The sequence below is a fragment of the Rummeliibacillus pycnus genome (assembly GCF_002884495.1).
Taxonomy (GTDB): Bacteria; Bacillota; Bacilli; order Bacillales_A; family Planococcaceae; genus Rummeliibacillus; species Rummeliibacillus pycnus.
The window spans coordinates 993,210-1,009,853 of record NZ_KZ614145.1 but is presented as its reverse complement, the minus strand read 5'-3'; the positions used below and the strand labels follow the sequence as shown (position 1 = coordinate 1,009,853).

The 16,644-nt window shown below is 33.1% G+C and carries 13 protein-coding genes and 1 riboswitch; of the genes, 11 read left to right on the top strand and 2 right to left on the bottom strand.

Annotated elements, in window-relative coordinates:
* Positions 1–17 precede the first annotated feature (17 nt).
* Positions 18–968, top strand: coding sequence for a tyrosine recombinase XerC (locus CEF14_RS05050; RefSeq protein WP_102691848.1), 951 nt, complete (start codon positions 18–20; stop codon positions 966–968).
* A 667-nt stretch (positions 969–1,635) separates the two neighbouring features.
* Here the strand turns inward: CEF14_RS05050 and CEF14_RS05040 are convergent.
* Complete coding sequence (locus tag CEF14_RS05040; RefSeq protein WP_102691846.1) at positions 1,636–2,673, bottom strand: PTS transporter subunit IIC; 1,038 nt, start codon at positions 2,671–2,673, stop codon at positions 1,636–1,638.
* 388 nt (positions 2,674–3,061) lie between these two features.
* On the opposite strand from CEF14_RS05040, the gene chrA reads away from it, so the two are divergent.
* On the top strand, positions 3,062–4,264 hold the full coding sequence (chrA, locus tag CEF14_RS05035) for a chromate efflux transporter (RefSeq protein ID WP_102691845.1): 1,203 nt from the start codon (positions 3,062–3,064) through the stop codon (positions 4,262–4,264).
* A gap of 56 nt (positions 4,265–4,320) precedes the next feature.
* Here chrA and CEF14_RS05030 read toward each other — a convergent pair whose 3' ends face one another.
* A complete protein-coding gene (locus CEF14_RS05030) occupies positions 4,321–5,205 on the bottom strand; it encodes a phosphotransferase enzyme family protein (RefSeq protein WP_102691844.1) in 885 nt (294 codons plus the stop codon).
* Positions 5,206–5,390: 185 nt separating this feature from the next.
* Between CEF14_RS05030 and CEF14_RS05025 the strand changes: the two genes are divergently transcribed.
* The 9 genes from CEF14_RS05025 (at position 5,391) to CEF14_RS04985 (ending at position 16,461) form a co-directional block, all read left to right on the top strand.
* Entirely contained in the window at positions 5,391–5,660 is a 270-nt protein-coding gene (locus tag CEF14_RS05025; protein ID WP_102691843.1) for a YhdT family protein, read from the top strand.
* A complete protein-coding gene (gene panF, locus CEF14_RS05020) occupies positions 5,660–7,105 on the top strand; it encodes a sodium/pantothenate symporter (protein ID WP_102694299.1) in 1,446 nt (481 codons plus the stop codon). Before CEF14_RS05025 ends, panF begins: the two co-directional genes overlap by 1 nt.
* A gap of 446 nt (positions 7,106–7,551) precedes the next feature.
* The gene (locus CEF14_RS05015) at positions 7,552–7,710 is read left to right on the top strand and encodes a transcriptional regulator (RefSeq protein WP_102691842.1); all 159 of its coding nucleotides are present in this window, start codon (positions 7,552–7,554) and stop codon (positions 7,708–7,710) included.
* 146 nt (positions 7,711–7,856) lie between these two features.
* A riboswitch (cobalamin riboswitch) is annotated at positions 7,857–8,045 on the top strand.
* Between the two features lie 173 nt (positions 8,046–8,218).
* On the top strand, positions 8,219–9,790 hold the full coding sequence (locus CEF14_RS05010) for an Ig-like domain-containing protein (protein ID WP_102691841.1): 1,572 nt from the start codon (positions 8,219–8,221) through the stop codon (positions 9,788–9,790).
* 82 nt (positions 9,791–9,872) lie between these two features.
* Positions 9,873–10,811 (top strand): DUF4430 domain-containing protein, encoded by a 939-nt coding sequence (locus CEF14_RS05005; protein WP_170061444.1) that lies wholly within the window; start codon positions 9,873–9,875, stop codon positions 10,809–10,811.
* Positions 10,812–10,827: 16 nt separating this feature from the next.
* Positions 10,828–11,709 (top strand): energy-coupling factor transporter transmembrane component T, encoded by an 882-nt coding sequence (locus CEF14_RS05000; RefSeq protein ID WP_245890055.1) that lies wholly within the window; start codon positions 10,828–10,830, stop codon positions 11,707–11,709.
* A complete protein-coding gene (locus tag CEF14_RS04995; protein ID WP_102691839.1) occupies positions 11,682–13,373 on the top strand; it encodes an ABC transporter ATP-binding protein in 1,692 nt (563 codons plus the stop codon). Before CEF14_RS05000 ends, CEF14_RS04995 begins: the two co-directional genes overlap by 28 nt.
* Positions 13,334–14,059, top strand: a complete 726-nt coding sequence (locus CEF14_RS04990) for an ECF transporter S component (protein ID WP_245890053.1) — start codon at positions 13,334–13,336, stop codon at positions 14,057–14,059. Before CEF14_RS04995 ends, CEF14_RS04990 begins: the two co-directional genes overlap by 40 nt.
* 113 nt (positions 14,060–14,172) lie before the next feature.
* On the top strand, positions 14,173–16,461 hold the full coding sequence (locus tag CEF14_RS04985; protein WP_146013862.1) for a S8 family serine peptidase: 2,289 nt from the start codon (positions 14,173–14,175) through the stop codon (positions 16,459–16,461).
* Positions 16,462–16,644: the final 183 nt, after the last annotated feature.

Genomic DNA, 16,644 nt, shown 5'->3' with positions numbered 1-16,644 from the left:
TAGAGGTGGTTATACATATGAAACAACAAAAACCAAAGATTTTACGTGATTTTCTGATCTATTTAACCGCAATCAAAGGAAAATCGAAGCGTACAAGAGATGAGTACGATTATGATTTAACGTTATTTATCAAATTTATAAAAGCAATACAAGATGATTTAGATTTTGAAAAGATGGAGACAATCGATATTCATGAGATTGGGCAGGATTTTTTCAAAGAAATATCATTAGAGGATATGTATATGTTCTTGGAATATTGTGAAGAAAGAAGGAATAATTCTGCATATACAAGAGCACGAAAAGTTGCCACATTAAAATCGTTTTTTAAATACTTAAAATCGAAACGACATATAATAGAAGAAAATCCAGCTGAAGAACTCGAAACACCAAAAGTAAGTAAAAGACAACCAATCTATTTGAGCTTCGATGAGGCAAAGACATTTATGACCGGAATCCAATCGAAAACACACCACGATCGGGACTATTGCATGATGACCTTTTTCTTAAATTTAGGTATTCGAGTAAGTGAACTATGTAATTTGAATATGGATTCAATACAAGAACGATTTATGACAGTAAGAGGGAAAGGGGATAAAGAAAGAACTGTTTATCTTAATGATGCTTGTATTGCTGCATTGAAAGCATATTTAGAAAACGAAAGGCCATATGTTAAAAATGCTTCCGAAAATCAAGCACTGTTTCTTTCGCAAAAAGGTACGCGACTAACCAGACAACGAGTGGCTAAAATTGTCAAGCAAATTAATCATTTATCTGGTTTAGATAAGAAGAAACTGTCTCCGCACAAACTAAGACATACATCAGCAACAATGATGTACAAAAGTGGTGCAGATATCCGAAGTCTTCAACAAATACTTGGACATTCGAATGTATCTACAACTCAAATTTATACGCATGTGGAAAATAAAGAAATTCAACGAGTAATCGAAAATAATCCATTCAATATATAATTTATAATAATATTATTATGTAAACTAAATATAGTCCAAAAGCGTTCGCTTATATAAGAAAGTTTCACAATAATTAATTAAGTGTAAAAATAGGATTTTTATGGTGAAATTAATCTCTAAAGATCAATAAAAAGGTACAAGCAACTAATATTTCAATGACTATCTATATATCTTTGAATTGATTAATTTTAAGAATTGAGGAGATATATGAAATCTATAATTTATGGATCATGTATTATTTTTTATCTAACAGGCTTATTCTTAATCATAAAGTTTTTATATGATATACAAAATGTAACGTTCAATAATACGTACCAATCAGTTCTATTTCCATTTGTCGGACTATTTTTTATTGGTTTTTATTTTTCACTAGCAAAATTATTTAAAAAAGTGATTGAATCTACTATTAATATTAGATTTAGGATAACAACTAAGTTGCTCTATCTAACCATAGGGATTATCATTCTACTACTTTTCGTCATTAGATTTAGCTTTAACCCGTTAAATTTATTCGTATTTTTCGTTTTTATTGGATATGGAATTGCATTCATCTCTGGTTATCAGGTAATTAAAATAGAAAAATAGAAGCTAACTCAAATTTATCATTGGGTTAGCTTCTATTTTTTATAAATTCTCTACTGAATAGTAGAATATTTTGTTTTTATGATTATTGATAGTTGACTGAATAATCTTCAGCCTTAATCATTTTAAATTTACGTTCAAATAATCGAAGTAGTACAGTATTCAAAATGATTGGTAAAGCAAAGAACATGATTAGCATAACCATTACGTTGTGGAAATTCCATCCACCAGCTGCGAGATTAACATAATTCAATGGCCCAATGAGTCCTGCAAGTCCAAAGCCTGCACTGTAAGGTGTTCCAGTAATGTGGAACATACCACCTAAAGCTCCTAGAATAGCTGCAGTGATAATCATAGGGAATGCGATTCTAGGTTTCATAAAGAAGTTTCGCATTTGAATTTTTGGTGAACCCATAACATGAGCCAAAGCAGTTCCTAGGTTATTCGCTTTGTAACTCGCGATACACATTCCTACACCAGATGCAACGACACCTAGATTTGCTGTACCAGCACCAATTCCTGAAAGCATGATAACAGTAGCCACCCCGATAGTTGATAAAGGGGAAAGAATTAAAATACTGAAGATAACTGCGATTAAAGCACCCATTACTATTGGTTGTAAATTTGTAACGTTGTCAATAACTACACCTACATACCCTGCACCAGTTCTTACATATGGTAGTGTAATCATACCAATGCCACCTGGGATGAATAATGATAAAGCTGGCATTAACAAAATCGTATAATCTTTTAAACGATCACCTATAAATTGTACAAATAATACGGCCAAACCTGCTGTAAGACCTGTATTGATCACAACCCCTATACCTTGTAACGTGATTGCACCACCAGTTCCCATCGTCCAAACACCACTTCCAACCATTGCTGCTAAACCAACGCTAGCTGTTTGAATGGGTGTTAATTTAAATGTTAATCCGACCATAACACCTGTAATAACAGGAAGAAGACTCATTGCTAAAACTGAAATATCTAAAATATGTTGTAAGAATGGAACATATGGAATAATTAGTTTTAAAATTTCGCCAACCAATGCATTTGGAATAAGGGCTACGATAATTCCTAAACTCATACCTGTTAGCAACTTATTGAAATAGTCTTTCATATCTATCAATCTCCAATCAAGTGAGTAATTGTCCTAAATTATATGTACAATTTAAGTTTCAGTCAATAATGAATTTTCTAATAATTACACGCAGGTGTCACATTGTAGAGAATTGTTGCCTATTATAGAGAATGTCAAAAGAAATGAGTTGTTTTTTATTTCAGATAATTCAAATCTTTCTATTATTTTTGGTGTATTTGTTAATTATAATTATATTATGTAAAGTAAAATGTAAATAGATGATTAAAGTTAATAATAGAATACTTAAAATAGAAGTTAAGATTTTGTAAAAGTGAAAAATTCAATAAAAGCATCTGATATTCTTTTCATATATTTATAGACATTCAGTTAAAAAGTATCAAGATCTTTTATTTGGAGGAAAATTAATATGTCGATTGTATCATTCAAAAATAAGGATAGAGAAACCGTAAGATCATTGTTTCAACTGTTACTGTTATCTACAAAACTTGGCTTAACATCTTTTGGAGGCCCAATCGCTCACTTAGGCTATTTTCACGAAGAGTATGTACGCAAAAAGAAATGGATTGATGAGAAGTCTTATGCCGATTTAGTGGCTTTATGCCAATTCTTACCTGGTCCTTCAAGTAGCCAAGTTGGAATTGGTATAGGGGTAATACGTGCTGGTATATTGGGCGGTATCATCGTATTTCTTGGATTTACATTACCATCTGTAGTTGCTCTTATTGTTTTTGCATTAATGCTAAAAGGGCTAAATATAGCTAACGCAGGATGGATACATGGTTTAAAAATAGTAGCAGTAGCTGTTGTTGCTCAGGCTATCTTAGGAATGGCTAAGAACTTAACACCAGATTTAGCACGCAAAGCGATTGCATTATTCTCTTTAGTATTAACCTTATTATGGACAAATGTATATACTCAAGTAATGATCATTTTCATTGCTGCAATTTTTGGCTTCTTTATTTTTAAAACAAACCATGGAAATCAGCGTTCAATAGTTAATTTTCCTATTTCAAAAGGATTTGCACTTATTTGTTTATCTTTATTTTTTGGATTACTGTTTCTTCTACCTTTAATAAAACAAGCAACATCTATCCAATGGGTTGCGATGTTTGATAGTTTTTATAGATCTGGGTCATTAGTTTTCGGGGGAGGACACGTTGTTCTACCATTGTTGGAGAGCGAAATTGTAGCAACTGGATGGGTAAATAAAGAGGCGTTTTTAGCAGGATATGGAGCAGCTCAAGCAGTTCCTGGACCGTTATTTACATTTGCTGCTTACTTAGGAGCAGTTATGAATGGTTGGATCGGAGGTCTAATTGCAACAGTAGCTATATTTTTACCTGCATTTCTTCTTATTCTTGGAACACTACCATTTTGGAATACTCTTCGAAATAACGAAAAGATGAATGGTGCACTAATGGCGGTAAATGCTGCGGTGGTTGGTATTTTAATTTCTGCATTTTATCAACCTATTTGGACGAGTGCTGTTTTTACGCCAATTGACTTTGCATTTGTTGCAATCTTGTTTAGTTTGTTAGTCTACTGGAAGTTACCACCTTGGGTTATTGTTCTCTTAGGTGTATTTGGGGGAGAACTGCTAGTTTTTTAGTTTTAAAGATAGTAAAAGAATGCATTTTTTTCGAGAAAATGCATTCTTTTTATACTTTATGTAAATGAATTCAATGTTTCTTGATTTTCTCGATAAAAATCATAATGTTTTTCTAATCCTCTGTCCACACACCAAGCAATCGAAAGTATCGCATGATATAAACTATAGAAAGGTTGGACCGTTTCCAAATCAATAATAGGACGAATACTTTCATACCCCTCGATATAACTTTCTTTTGTAGAAGGCTGAATATTCCACAGTTGTTGCTCAATTTTTACAAAATCAAGCTCTGTAGAAGCAAATTTAGATGTTTCAAAATCAATGAAACCACTTACTTGATCATCAGTAACGATGATATTTGCTGGTCGAAAATCAAAATGTACGGCACAGGGTCCATCAGGAGATGGTAAACTGTTATATAAGTTTTCGAATTGGTAATTACCTAGATCAATTTGCTTGGTAGTCAAGAAGGGAAGAGATTTTTCAAGCGCAATATAGAATTTTTCTTTTATATAACTACGCCAATCATTATTCTTTATATTTTGAAAACCACTTTCAGTCCTGAATCCATAATAATCTGAAGTGTGTGAATGCATTAGAGCATGATATTTTCCGATTTCAAATGCTAGGGAAGCATCAATCTTTCCTGTTGCGGGTTTTCCAGGTAGTTCAGCTAACAAAAGGGCACCATTAAATTTGGCCTCACTAGGTAAAAAATCAAGAATTTTCGGAACAGGTACGTTATTTTGAAGTAGATGTAACATTTCATACTCACGCCATAATTTGTCCTTATTAAAGGGGATTTTTAAGTATGCATTTTCTCCATTTTTTAAGTGTAATAGATATACTTCAGATCCATATGAGTTTTGTGGAATCTCGTAAGACTCTATTTCCAATTTCATCTTTTGTAAGACATGATTTAATGTACTTATAATTTTCACTCCCTTTACAATTTAATTGGTATTATATCAAATTTTTTCAAGAAAAACTAAAATGAAATAAAAACAAATAATTTTATTATGTAAACTAATTATTTTAGATTAAGTAATTCGTCCTTGATACTTTTCTTTTTTTTATGAAATAAGTAAAATAGATAGGTATTCGAATTAATTGAAGGGGAGTAATTATGAACGATAAGCGTTTTAAAATAGCTCATCGTGAAGCATTGATTGGAATTGTATTAGTTATCATTAATTTTGCAATTTGGTTTGGCTTTGCGTATGGACTTGGCTCAGGGGATCCGAAAGAATATACATATATTTTCGGCTTTCCAGCATGGTTCTTTTATAGCTGTATAGCTGGAACATTATTTATGATTTTGTTAATTTATGTTGTCATCAAATTCTTCTTTAAGGATGTACCGTTTGATGAAGAAGAGGATGGTGAACACAAATGATGCATTGGCATGTCATTATACCACTGGTTATTTTTCTAGTTATTATCTTTGTCATTGGATTTTGGGCAAATAAGCATGTTATGCAGTCTAACTCTTTCTTGCAGGAGTATTTTCTTGGTGGACGAGAAATGGGCGGTTTCTTGCTTGCTATGACAATGATGGCCACTTATGGTAGCGCTTCTAGCTTTATAGGTGGACCTGGGGTTGCATATAATACTGGTTTGGGATGGGTGCTATTATCAATGGCACAATTACCTGCTGGTTATTATGTATTAATGGTATTAGGTAAGAAATTTGCCATTATCGCAAGAAAATATAAAGCGATTACATTGATAGACTTTTTACGTGAACGCTATCAAAGTAATGTGGTTGTTATCGTATCTGCATTTAGTATTATTATTTTCTTATTTTCTTCAATGGCAGCACAGTGGATTGGTGGTGCTCGATTAATCGAGTCATTGACAGGATTACATTATTCTACTGCACTATTTATCTTTGCAGTGGTTGTCCTTGTTTATGTAATTATCGGTGGATTTAGAGCGGTTGCATTAACTGATGCCGTTCAAGGTTCAGTTATGTTAATAGGTAGTATCATTTTACTAATCGGAACAATAATTGCTGGTGGTGGTATTACCAATATTATGTCTGATCTAGTAGCTGAAAATCCAAAGCTTGTTTCACCTTTTGGAGCAGATGGCAGTTTAACACCATTATATGTATCAACGTTTTGGATTTTGATTGGCATTGGTGTTATTGGTTTACCGCAAATTGCAGTTCGTGCAATGGCATATAAAAATTCTAAAAGTATGCATTCAGCCATTATTATTGGAACAATAGCAATTGGTACAGTCATGTTTGGAATGCACTTAACTGGGGTATTAGCTCATCCTGTTTTACCAGGTATTAAAATTGGCGATAAAGTGATGCCGCTTTTAACACTCAAAGTACTTCCGCCATTTTTGGCTGGTATTGTATTAGCTGCTCCAATGGCGGCTATTATGTCAACAGTAAATGCATTGTTAATGCTTGTAAGTTCAACAATCGTAAAAGATATTTATCTAAATTTCATTAAACCAAAGGCTAGCGATAGTGAAATTAAAAAAATTAGTTTCCTTGTTACAGCACTTATTGGAATCGCAGTAATTTTCGTGGCATTAAAGCCACCAACTTTACTTGTATGGCTTAACTTATTCTCTTTTGGTGGGTTGGAATCTGTATTCGTATGGCCAGTTATTTTTGGCTTATACTGGAGAAAAGGTAACAAATATGGGGCAATTACATCGATGATTGTAGGTTTGTCGAGTTATATTTTGATCAACCAATGGTGGCCAAATGTCTTTGGCATGCATACAGTGACATTACCAATCGTATTTTCACTAATTAGTTATGTGGTGATTAGTTTATTAACACATCACAAATTTAAAGAGTTTAAGCATATCATTTAGTAAAAGACCTAAACTTCTGTGTTAAAGAAGTTTAGGTTTTATTTTTAAATTTGCTTCACAAAACTGAATCATTTCAATTTCACATTTATTGCTTTTTCTTCTCAAAAAATTTTATCATTCTTACTAACCAATATAAAAAGATCCAAGGTAAAATAAATTTTGTCAACCATTCGATACCATTGAAAATAACGAAATATTTAATTCCTAAAAAGTGTAGAATAAGAAAAAGGAATACGAATAACACAGCCCCAATTAATAAATTTCTTATTTTAATTACCTCCATTGTTTTAAGTGAAACCTTTCAATGTAACTATTATTACATAAATGCTTAATTTTTCCTATTTTATTTTTAAGTAATTTTTCTGATAATTCAGTTGACATCCCGTTTTACCTGTTATATATTATTATCAATAAATGATTTTGTTATATAACAGGAGGAGATTTTCATGGATATGTATAGAGAAGGTTATGAACGATATTGCAATGCATGCGAAGAATTTGGTTTAGAATCGAAAGACTTTTACTTTTTTATAAACCACTTAACAGAGGAACAACTGAATGCATTTAAAGAATATTCAAAAGGGAGCGAAGAACTACATGACTGATGCCGTCGCGAGTCACTTATAAAACCCCTACTAATCAAATTTGCTGATTGGTAGGGGTTTTATGCGTTTACATCAATATTTATTTGAAAAGTAAAAAAATCATTTACATGTATGATTGAATATGAAATACTATGGGAAATGACAATTACATATAAAAAGATAAAAGTGCCCAATACGTTGTTTGGGATAATAGGGAAATCGGTGAAAATCCGATGCAGCCCCGCTACTGTAAGTGTGTAGAAATCGTAAAGACCACTGGCTGATAAATTAGCTGGGAAGGTACGAAAATTCGTAAACACATAAGCCAGGAGACCTGCTTTTATCAATCGTTTCTGATCTTCGAGGGGGAGGTGCGGAATACTGAAATGCATACATATACTGATTCATACATTTCTCGTCCACTCTCTTTACATAGGTATCTATGTAAAGATTTTTTATGGTGATTTCGATTACCTCCATTCCAGAAGACAGTTCATCTCTGATTGTCAAAAGAATGGAGGTATTTTTCATGTACACAAACAAATCATTAAAAAAATGGGTAGTACCACTCTCATTAGCAAGCTTATTAGTAGCATCTCAACTTCCAGCATCCCTTGTTGCTCATGCAGAGGAAAGTGCACAAACAACAACATCCAAAATGGTTGGTCAAGATGTTAGCTATAAAAATGTTCTGAAGAATTCAAGTGCATTTTTATTAAGTAACACACCTAATCCAACATTAGGTAATGAATATGTCGTTACAAACTTAGCACGTTCTCATTATCCAGTAGCGAAGAATTATTATGAACAATATTTCAATAATATCGTAAAAACCGTTAAAGAAAAAAATGGAGATATCGGAAAATCTTATTCTGACTATGCCAATATTATTTTAGCTTTAAGCTCTATTGGTAAAGATCCAACAAATGTTGCTGGGGTCAATTTAGTTGATAAAATGCTAGACTCTTATAATGAAACAAAAACTGATTATCGTACTTTTACTCAAACTTCTGCTGTTTTATTAGCTTTGGATGCAAATAATTACACAATAAATCAAGATAAATATAAAAATATAACTAGAGATTCCATTATTGATGAACTATTAACTGCTCAAACAAAGGATAATGGATACGGATGGGCGATTGGTGCAGATGCAGATCCTGATACAACTGCAATGGTTGTGACTGCTTTAGCCCCATACATGAAACAAGATAAAGTATCAACTTCTGTTACTAAAGCTCTTTCATATTTACAAAAACAATTGAACGGTAAAGCAGGTATTTATTCTGATTGGCTAAAAGGTGAAAATGCCGCTTCGATTTCACAAGTTATAATGAGTCTTCTAGCATTGAATTCTGATCCTAAATCTGTTGATGGATTTGTGAAAACAGGTGGTTATTGGACGATTCAGAACTTACTCACTGCAGTCGATTCAAAATCTGGTGGATTTAAGATGAGTGCAAATCAAAAAGCTGTAGATCCTGCATATGCTACACCTCAAGGCAACCGAGCATTAGCAATGTATGATCGGTTTGAACTTAAAAAAACATCATTTTATAATATGTCAGATGCTAAAGCAGAAAATCTTACATTTGACACTAAAGCACCTGTAAAACTAACTGTAAAAGCTATTGCGGACAACAAAACTACTGTAACTGGCAAAACAGAATCATATGCGACAATTACAGTGAAAAACGGTTCTAAAATAATTGGTCGTGTGAAAGCAAATTTAAAAGGTGAATATTCAGTAAAAATCAACAAACAAAAAGCTGGTACAACTTTAAAAATTGTTGCAACAGATCTAGGAAAAAACAACAGTAAAACTGTATACGTAAAAGTTGTTGATAAAACAGCTCCAAAGGCCCCAATTGTTAAAAAAGTAACAAAAAATTCGACGAAATTGATTGGTACAGCAGAAGCGCATTCTACAGTTTATGTTGTGAAAAATAAAAAAGTAATACAAAAAGGTAAAGTCTCATCTAAAGGTAAATTTTCTTTATCTATCAAGAAGCAAAAAACAGGTACAAAACTAACAGTTTATGTAAAAGATGCAGCTAAGAATAAAAGTGCTATTAAAACAATTACTGTTAAATCAAAATAAGTTCACACAAACATAACTTTTATCCCAGGGTGTTAGAGCCAATTTCTAACACCCTATTGCCATCTATACGGAGGTGTCATCAGTGAAGAAAGTACATTTTTATATCCTTACGTTAATAATTGCGATTTTCTGCCTTGCTGGTTGTAAAATCCAAACAGTTGAACAATACAATAATCAAAATGCAGATGAAAAAAGTGTTGATGATTCAAGTGAGAAAGTTATTCCTGTAAATGATAAAAAAAAGCAAGATCATCAGACGAATAAGAAAAATACTGAATCTGATCAACAGGTTGATCAAAAAACAAATTCAAAAGAAACTGTCAAAAAATCGGATGAATCAAATCAAGTAGTAACTAAATCAACAAATAATCAAGAGAAAGAATTGCATACAGCAAATAAAGAGATCCGTACTTCAAACAAAGATACGAATCAAGAAAAGAAAACAACAAATCTAACATTAAAAGAGCAAAATTCTAGTAAGAATATTAGCAAAAAAACAGAAACACCATCAAAAAAAGAAACAGTAGCATCTAAGAAAGCCAACTCTGCCAAATCAATCTATCGTTCAAATTCTACCGACAATAAAATCGTTAAAGAAAAGAAAAAATACGTTACGATTTCAGTACGGGTAGATACACTTTTGAAAGAAGAAAATTACGCTAAACTTGAAAAACCATTACAGAACGAAAAATATGTACCAAAAAGTGGAACAATTATCGCTACCTCGAAATATGAAATACGTAGTGATAATGATTCAGCGTGGAGTATTACATTACGAGCATTAAAAGAGCATCACGTTCAATTTGAATATGATGGGGCTGGAGCAAATAAATATGGATCGGTTTATATTCAAGGAATCAACCATTTGTATGAAAAAAATGCAGGACCATTATCTGGTTGGATGTATAGTGTAAATGGTAAAAATCCTGGAGTTGGCTGTGACGGTTATAAGGTGAAAGATGGCGATCAAATTGTTTGGCAGTACTCTCTAAACGAAGGTAAGGACATCGGTTTGAAGTAAAAGGAGGAAGAAAACATTGAAAGCTTTTGCAAACTATCATCCGATTGTTCTTTTTAGTTATTTCATCTTAGCAGTGGGATTGACAATGTTTTATATGCATCCCGTCTACTTAATGATTTCTCTACTACTGTCTATTATTTTAAGTTTACAAGTAAACAAGAAAGCTTTTTTAAGAGGATTGAAATGGATTATCCCCATGATCTTTATCGCGGCCATTATTAATCCTTTAATTAGCCATGATGGGGAAAAAATCATTTTATATATTGATAATAACCCTATTACAATAGAAGCAATTACATATGGGTTTGCGATGTCTATTATGATTTGCTCTGTTATTTTTTGGTTTGGCTGTTATAATGTCTTGATGAGTTCAGATAAGTTTCTATATTTATTTGGAAAGATTTCACCAGCTTTCGCGCTGATTATTTCTTTGACATTACGTTTAGTTCCACGTTTTAAGCATCAAATAGGCGTAATCGCACATGCGCAAAAAACAATTGGGATGGATGTGACCTCAGGTAATTTGTTCCATCGTATTAAATGTGGGAATCGTATCATTTCAATACTTATTACATGGGCATTGGAAAATGCAATTGAAACTGCTGATTCAATGAAAGCAAGAGGCTACGGTTTACCAAGGCGTTCCACTTTTTCATTGTTTACTTTTGAAAAGAGAGATGGATTTATGTTAATAATCTTGCTACTCCTTACAGCGATAAGTGTATTGGGGAGTTTCTTAGGATATAACAATTATTATTTTTATCCAACTTTTAGTGAACTAACATTTCAGCCGATTTCTATTCTTTTGTATGGTTCCTATACTTTGTTATTAGCGATACCCATCATCATTGAACTTTGGGAGGCATTCAAATGGCGTTTGTTGATATCAAACAACTAACCTTCAGCTATCCACTTGCACCAAAACCTGTGCTAAAAGAAATTGATTTAGCCATTGAAGCAGGTGAATTCGTTGTGATTTGTGGTACATCTGGCTGTGGGAAAAGTACTTTATTAAAACATTTAAAAAGAGAAATTACCCCGCATGGTGTTTCATCTGGTGCAATCTATTATAACGGTACCATACTAAACGAACTTTCTGAAAGAGTGGCTGCATCTGAGATTGGCTTCGTTATGCAAAACCCTGAAAACCAAATTGTCACAGATAAAGTTTGGCATGAATTAGCCTTTGGTTTAGAAAACCTAGGTTATGACACCATGACCATTCGTAGAAAAGTAGCTGAAATGGCTAATTTCTTTGGTATTCAAAATTGGTTTAGAAAAAATACTATGGAACTTTCAGGTGGTCAGAAACAACTACTAAATCTTGCAGCTATTATGGCCATGCAACCAAAATTACTTATTTTAGATGAACCAACATCACAACTTGATCCAATTGCGGCTGGTGAATTCATCTCAACTTTACATAAGTTAAATAAGGATCTTGGTTTAACGATTATTTTGGTCGAACATCGATTAGAGGAAGTCTATTCAATTGCTGATCGCATTGTGGTGATGGATCAAGGGGGAATTATTTGTAATGGGACGCCAAAACAAGTTGCCTATGATTTACAGCATGTTTCACAAGATCATCCTATGTTGCTAGGGTTACCAACTCCAATTCGTGTTCATCACGCTTTAAAAAGTCAAAAAGAGGCTCCCCTAACGATTCGTGATGGACGAAGATGGTTATCAGAGAATTTTAAAGCCGATCAAGAACCAATTCTACCAAGCGAATTTAAAGAGGATATTGGAAAACCTGTTCTTGATATCCATGATACTTGGTTCCGATACGAAAAAAATGGAATAGATATTTTAAGAGGCTTTTCTTTACAAGTTTATCCAGGGGAATTAATAAGTATTTTAGGTGGGAACGGAACAGGGAAAACGACTTCACTTGGCGTCATGTCAGGTTTATATAAACCGTATAGGGGAAAGGTTTTACTTGATGGTAAACCTTTAAAGAAAATTTCTAATAGCAAGTTATATCGTGAATGTTTAGCAGTTTTACCACAAGACCCACAAACGATTCTAGTTTCAAAAACTGTGAAACAAGAGTTAGAATCAGTGGTCGAAACACTGAATATAACAAAACAACAAGTAATAGATGAAATCAATTCTATAATTCACACTTTCAATTTAGAAAATTTATTGGAACAACATCCGTATGATTTAAGTGGCGGAGAACAGCAAAAGGTTGCTCTTGCAAAAATTTTACTATTGCACCCCCGAATTCTTTTCTTAGATGAACCAACGAAAGGTATGGATGCAGCTTCAAAAGAGGTTTTAGCAGAAATTTTAAGATGTCTAAAAGAACAAAAAGTGGCGATTGTAATGGTGACACATGATATTGAGTTTTCTGCTAGTAATTCGGATCGATGTGCACTATTTTTTGATGGCAATATTGTTTCTTCAGATAATACAAGAGCATTCTATAGTGGAAACCATTTTTACACAACTGCTGCTCATCGAATGTCCCGCCACCTATTTTCAAATGCTATTACCAGTAAGGATGTGATTGAACTGTGCAAGAGACAACAGAAAAAACAGCTCATAAAATCGTAAGTAAGAAATTTATATTGACTTCTATCATCGTCTTACTCATTATCCCGCTTTGTTTACTAATGGGGGTTACATTATGGGAAGACCGAAGATATAATATTTTGTCATTGATTATAGTCATCTTTGCATGTGTCCCTTTTCTTATTTCTTTTGAGCGTAAGAAACCAATGCCTAGGGAAATTTTAATTATTGCAGTTATGTCTGCAATTGCCGTAGCTGGTCGTGCTGCATTTGTGTGGGCACCAGCTTTTAAACCCGTAACCGCAATTGTTGCAATAACGGGTTTTGCCTTTGGACCAGCTGCTGGATTTCTCACAGGAGCATCTACAGCTGTTGCATCAAATGTACTATTTGGCCAAGGACCTTGGACTCCATTCCAAATGTTTACTTGGGGTCTATTAGGTTATATTGCTGGAATAGTTGGACGGAGCGGATGGATGAATCATAAAATCCCTTTAATACTATACGGATTCTTTAGTGGCATTCTATTTTCATTGATCATGGATATTTGGACAGTTATATCGTATGAAAGTGCCTTTACATGGCGCCGTTACTTTGTTGCTATGGGTACATCCTTACCCTTTACAGCAATGTATGCTCTATCAAATATTTTCTTTTTACTCCTACTCGCTAGACCAATTGGTGAAAAATTAACTCGAATAAAAATAAAATATGGAATCTCAGAATAATAGTAGAAAAAGACTGTTTTTTATGTTGAAATACATATAAACAGTCTTTTTTCTATAATTTGTTGCATAATATAGTAGAAATAGATCTTTTATTATATTGATATAAGTTTAACGTGATCGTTTATATAGAAATGGAGAGTGATGGTTTGATTAATTGGCATTTATCGAACAATCTAAAAACAAAATTGCTATCTGCCCTCTGTTTAACTGGTTGCTTTGTTTTGTTGCAAGCTTCGAATGTAAGTGCTAAAGTTGCGACTGATCAAACTATAGATGTAATGATATCCTACAAAAATGATATAGGAAAAAGATTTATCTTAAAAAATGTCAAAAAAGTAGATAAAGTCTTATCTCAAGTTGAAATGGTTAGAGCTTCCATTACGAAGAAACAATTTGAACAGCTGAAAAAGAATAGGAATATTGAATTTATCAATAAGAACACAAAAAAAATGACCATATTAACGGAATCAATCGTGAGTACCAAAGAGCAAATTCCAACCTTTAAATCCTATTGGAATTTGGATTACGTAAAGGCACCGACCTATTGGAAAAAAGGTTATTTTGGTAAAGGGGTAAAAGTTGCATTAATCGATACGGGTGTAAATGCCATTCCGGATTTACCAAATGTCGTGAAGCGAGTGTCTTTTGTAAAGGATGATCCCAAAACAAAAAACATCGATGAATCGGATGTTTTGGATAGAGGAAATTATGGAGAAGGACATGGTACAAGTGTTGCGGCTGTTTTAGGCGCTCAAATTGGTGGAACATCATTTAATTATTCAGTTTCTGATGTGATTGGTGTCGCTCCTGGCGTTCAGATTTATTCTTTAAAATATGCTGATGGGACAAGAGATGGTCGTATTGCAGAAGTAATTGAAGCATTAAACTGGGCAATTAAGCACAAAATGGATTTGATCAATATCTCCTCTAGTATTTATGAAGATGATCCAGCATTAAAAAAAGCCATTGATCAAGCTGTCAAAGCAGGTATTATGATTGTTGCTTCTGCAGGTAATGATGGGAATTCAGATAAGCCTACTTATCCTGCGCGATATAGTAATGTTATAGCTGTTAGCTCGATTGGAAAAGACAAAAAATGCAGTAACTTCTCTAATACGGGTACTTCAGTTGACTTTGCAGCACCTGGTGATTATGTTCTTACAATAAATAGTAAAGGTGAGTTATTCTATGCATCGGGTACCTCTTTTGCTGCACCTCATGTAACGGGATTACTGGCTATTTTAAAAGAACGATATCCATTTAGCACATCAAGTGAGCTAATTCAAAAATTACGAAGTAGCGCGTTAGATTTAGGGACAAAAGGGAAAGATATTAAATTCGGATATGGAGTTGCACAATTACCGAGTTTTTCTATTACAAAACCGAGAGAGTTGAAGAATGTTTCTATTTTGAAGATAAAAGATCATAAAGCTACACTCACGTTTACAATTCCTGATGATAAAACTTTTGCTAAAGTGGCGATCATCATCAATGACAAGATTATAAAATATACGACACATTCTTCTTATACCATAAAGAATTTAGATCCAAATCAGAAATACAATGTATTGTTAAAAGTAATTAATACAAATGGTGATAGTTCAGATGGTATCCAACAAACATTTAAAACGTTAAAAGATGTAACACCTCCTAGTGATATTGATTATTTAAAAATAAAAGACCTTAAAATCGACTCTCTGAAACTAACCTGGAATAATCCAAATGATGAAGATTTTATTGGAGTACAACTTTATGTAAATAATCAACTGGTTGGCACTACAAAAAATGACGATTATTCTTTTAAAAATTTAACACCAGATACAGATTACCAAATCAAACTAAAAACTAAAGATGCCGTCGGAAATTTGTCTGAAGGTATAGAAGCTAAGGTTCATACACCTAAAGCCAAAAAGATAGCAACACCTTCCGTAACTGCTGTTACAACAAGTAGTCATACTATTTCAGGAAAAGCAACCGCTAATACTACCATAACAGTTAAAAATGACTCGAAAACAATTGTCAAAGGCTTAACTGGGAAAGATGGTAGTTTCCGAATTACGCTTCCTTTTCAAGCAGTAGGTTCTATCTTAAAAATTACGGCTGAAGATTCAGTTGGGAACATCAGTAATGCGAAAGAGGTCATTGTCAAACAATCGAAAACAACAGCTCAACCAATTGTCAATAAAGTTTATACCACCACCAAATATTTACGTGGTGAAGCAGAGCTTAATTCCAAAATTTCTCTATATAAAGGCAGAACAATAATAGCTTCTGATCGCGTAGATACAAAAGGGCATTTTTTCTTATACATGGGTAACCAATCCAAAAATACGATCTTAACGGTCTATGTTACAAATAAAAATGGGGTTAAAAGTAAGCCTTTGAAAATTACAGTTCATTAATAGTTAGGGTATCTTAAAGTTTCACTTTTTAAGATACCCTATTTTTATAGAGTTGAATGATTCACTTTTTTGTGATCTCTAAACCTAAAGAATTATTTGTAAAATATGATTCAAATAAATTCGTTCTTTAAGTAGTATATTTCCACTATATAGCAATATATTTGGTATAATATTGTTATTAGT

What these genes read in the sequence shown, in the direction of transcription:
- CEF14_RS05050 (WP_102691848.1), top strand. Translation starts at nt 18, where the DNA reads ATGAAACAACAAAAACCAAAGATTTTACGTGATTTTCTGATCTATTTA.
- CEF14_RS05040 (WP_102691846.1), bottom strand. Translation starts at nt 2,673, where the DNA reads ATGAAAGACTATTTCAATAAGTTGCTAACAGGTATGAGTTTAGGAATT.
- chrA (WP_102691845.1), top strand. Translation starts at nt 3,062, where the DNA reads ATGTCGATTGTATCATTCAAAAATAAGGATAGAGAAACCGTAAGATCA.
- CEF14_RS05025 (WP_102691843.1), top strand. Translation starts at nt 5,391, where the DNA reads ATGAACGATAAGCGTTTTAAAATAGCTCATCGTGAAGCATTGATTGGA.
- panF (WP_102694299.1), top strand. Translation starts at nt 5,660, where the DNA reads ATGCATTGGCATGTCATTATACCACTGGTTATTTTTCTAGTTATTATC.
- CEF14_RS05015 (WP_102691842.1), top strand. Translation starts at nt 7,552, where the DNA reads ATGGATATGTATAGAGAAGGTTATGAACGATATTGCAATGCATGCGAA.
- CEF14_RS05010 (WP_102691841.1), top strand. Translation starts at nt 8,219, where the DNA reads ATGTACACAAACAAATCATTAAAAAAATGGGTAGTACCACTCTCATTA.
- CEF14_RS04995 (WP_102691839.1), top strand. Translation starts at nt 11,682, where the DNA reads ATGGCGTTTGTTGATATCAAACAACTAACCTTCAGCTATCCACTTGCA.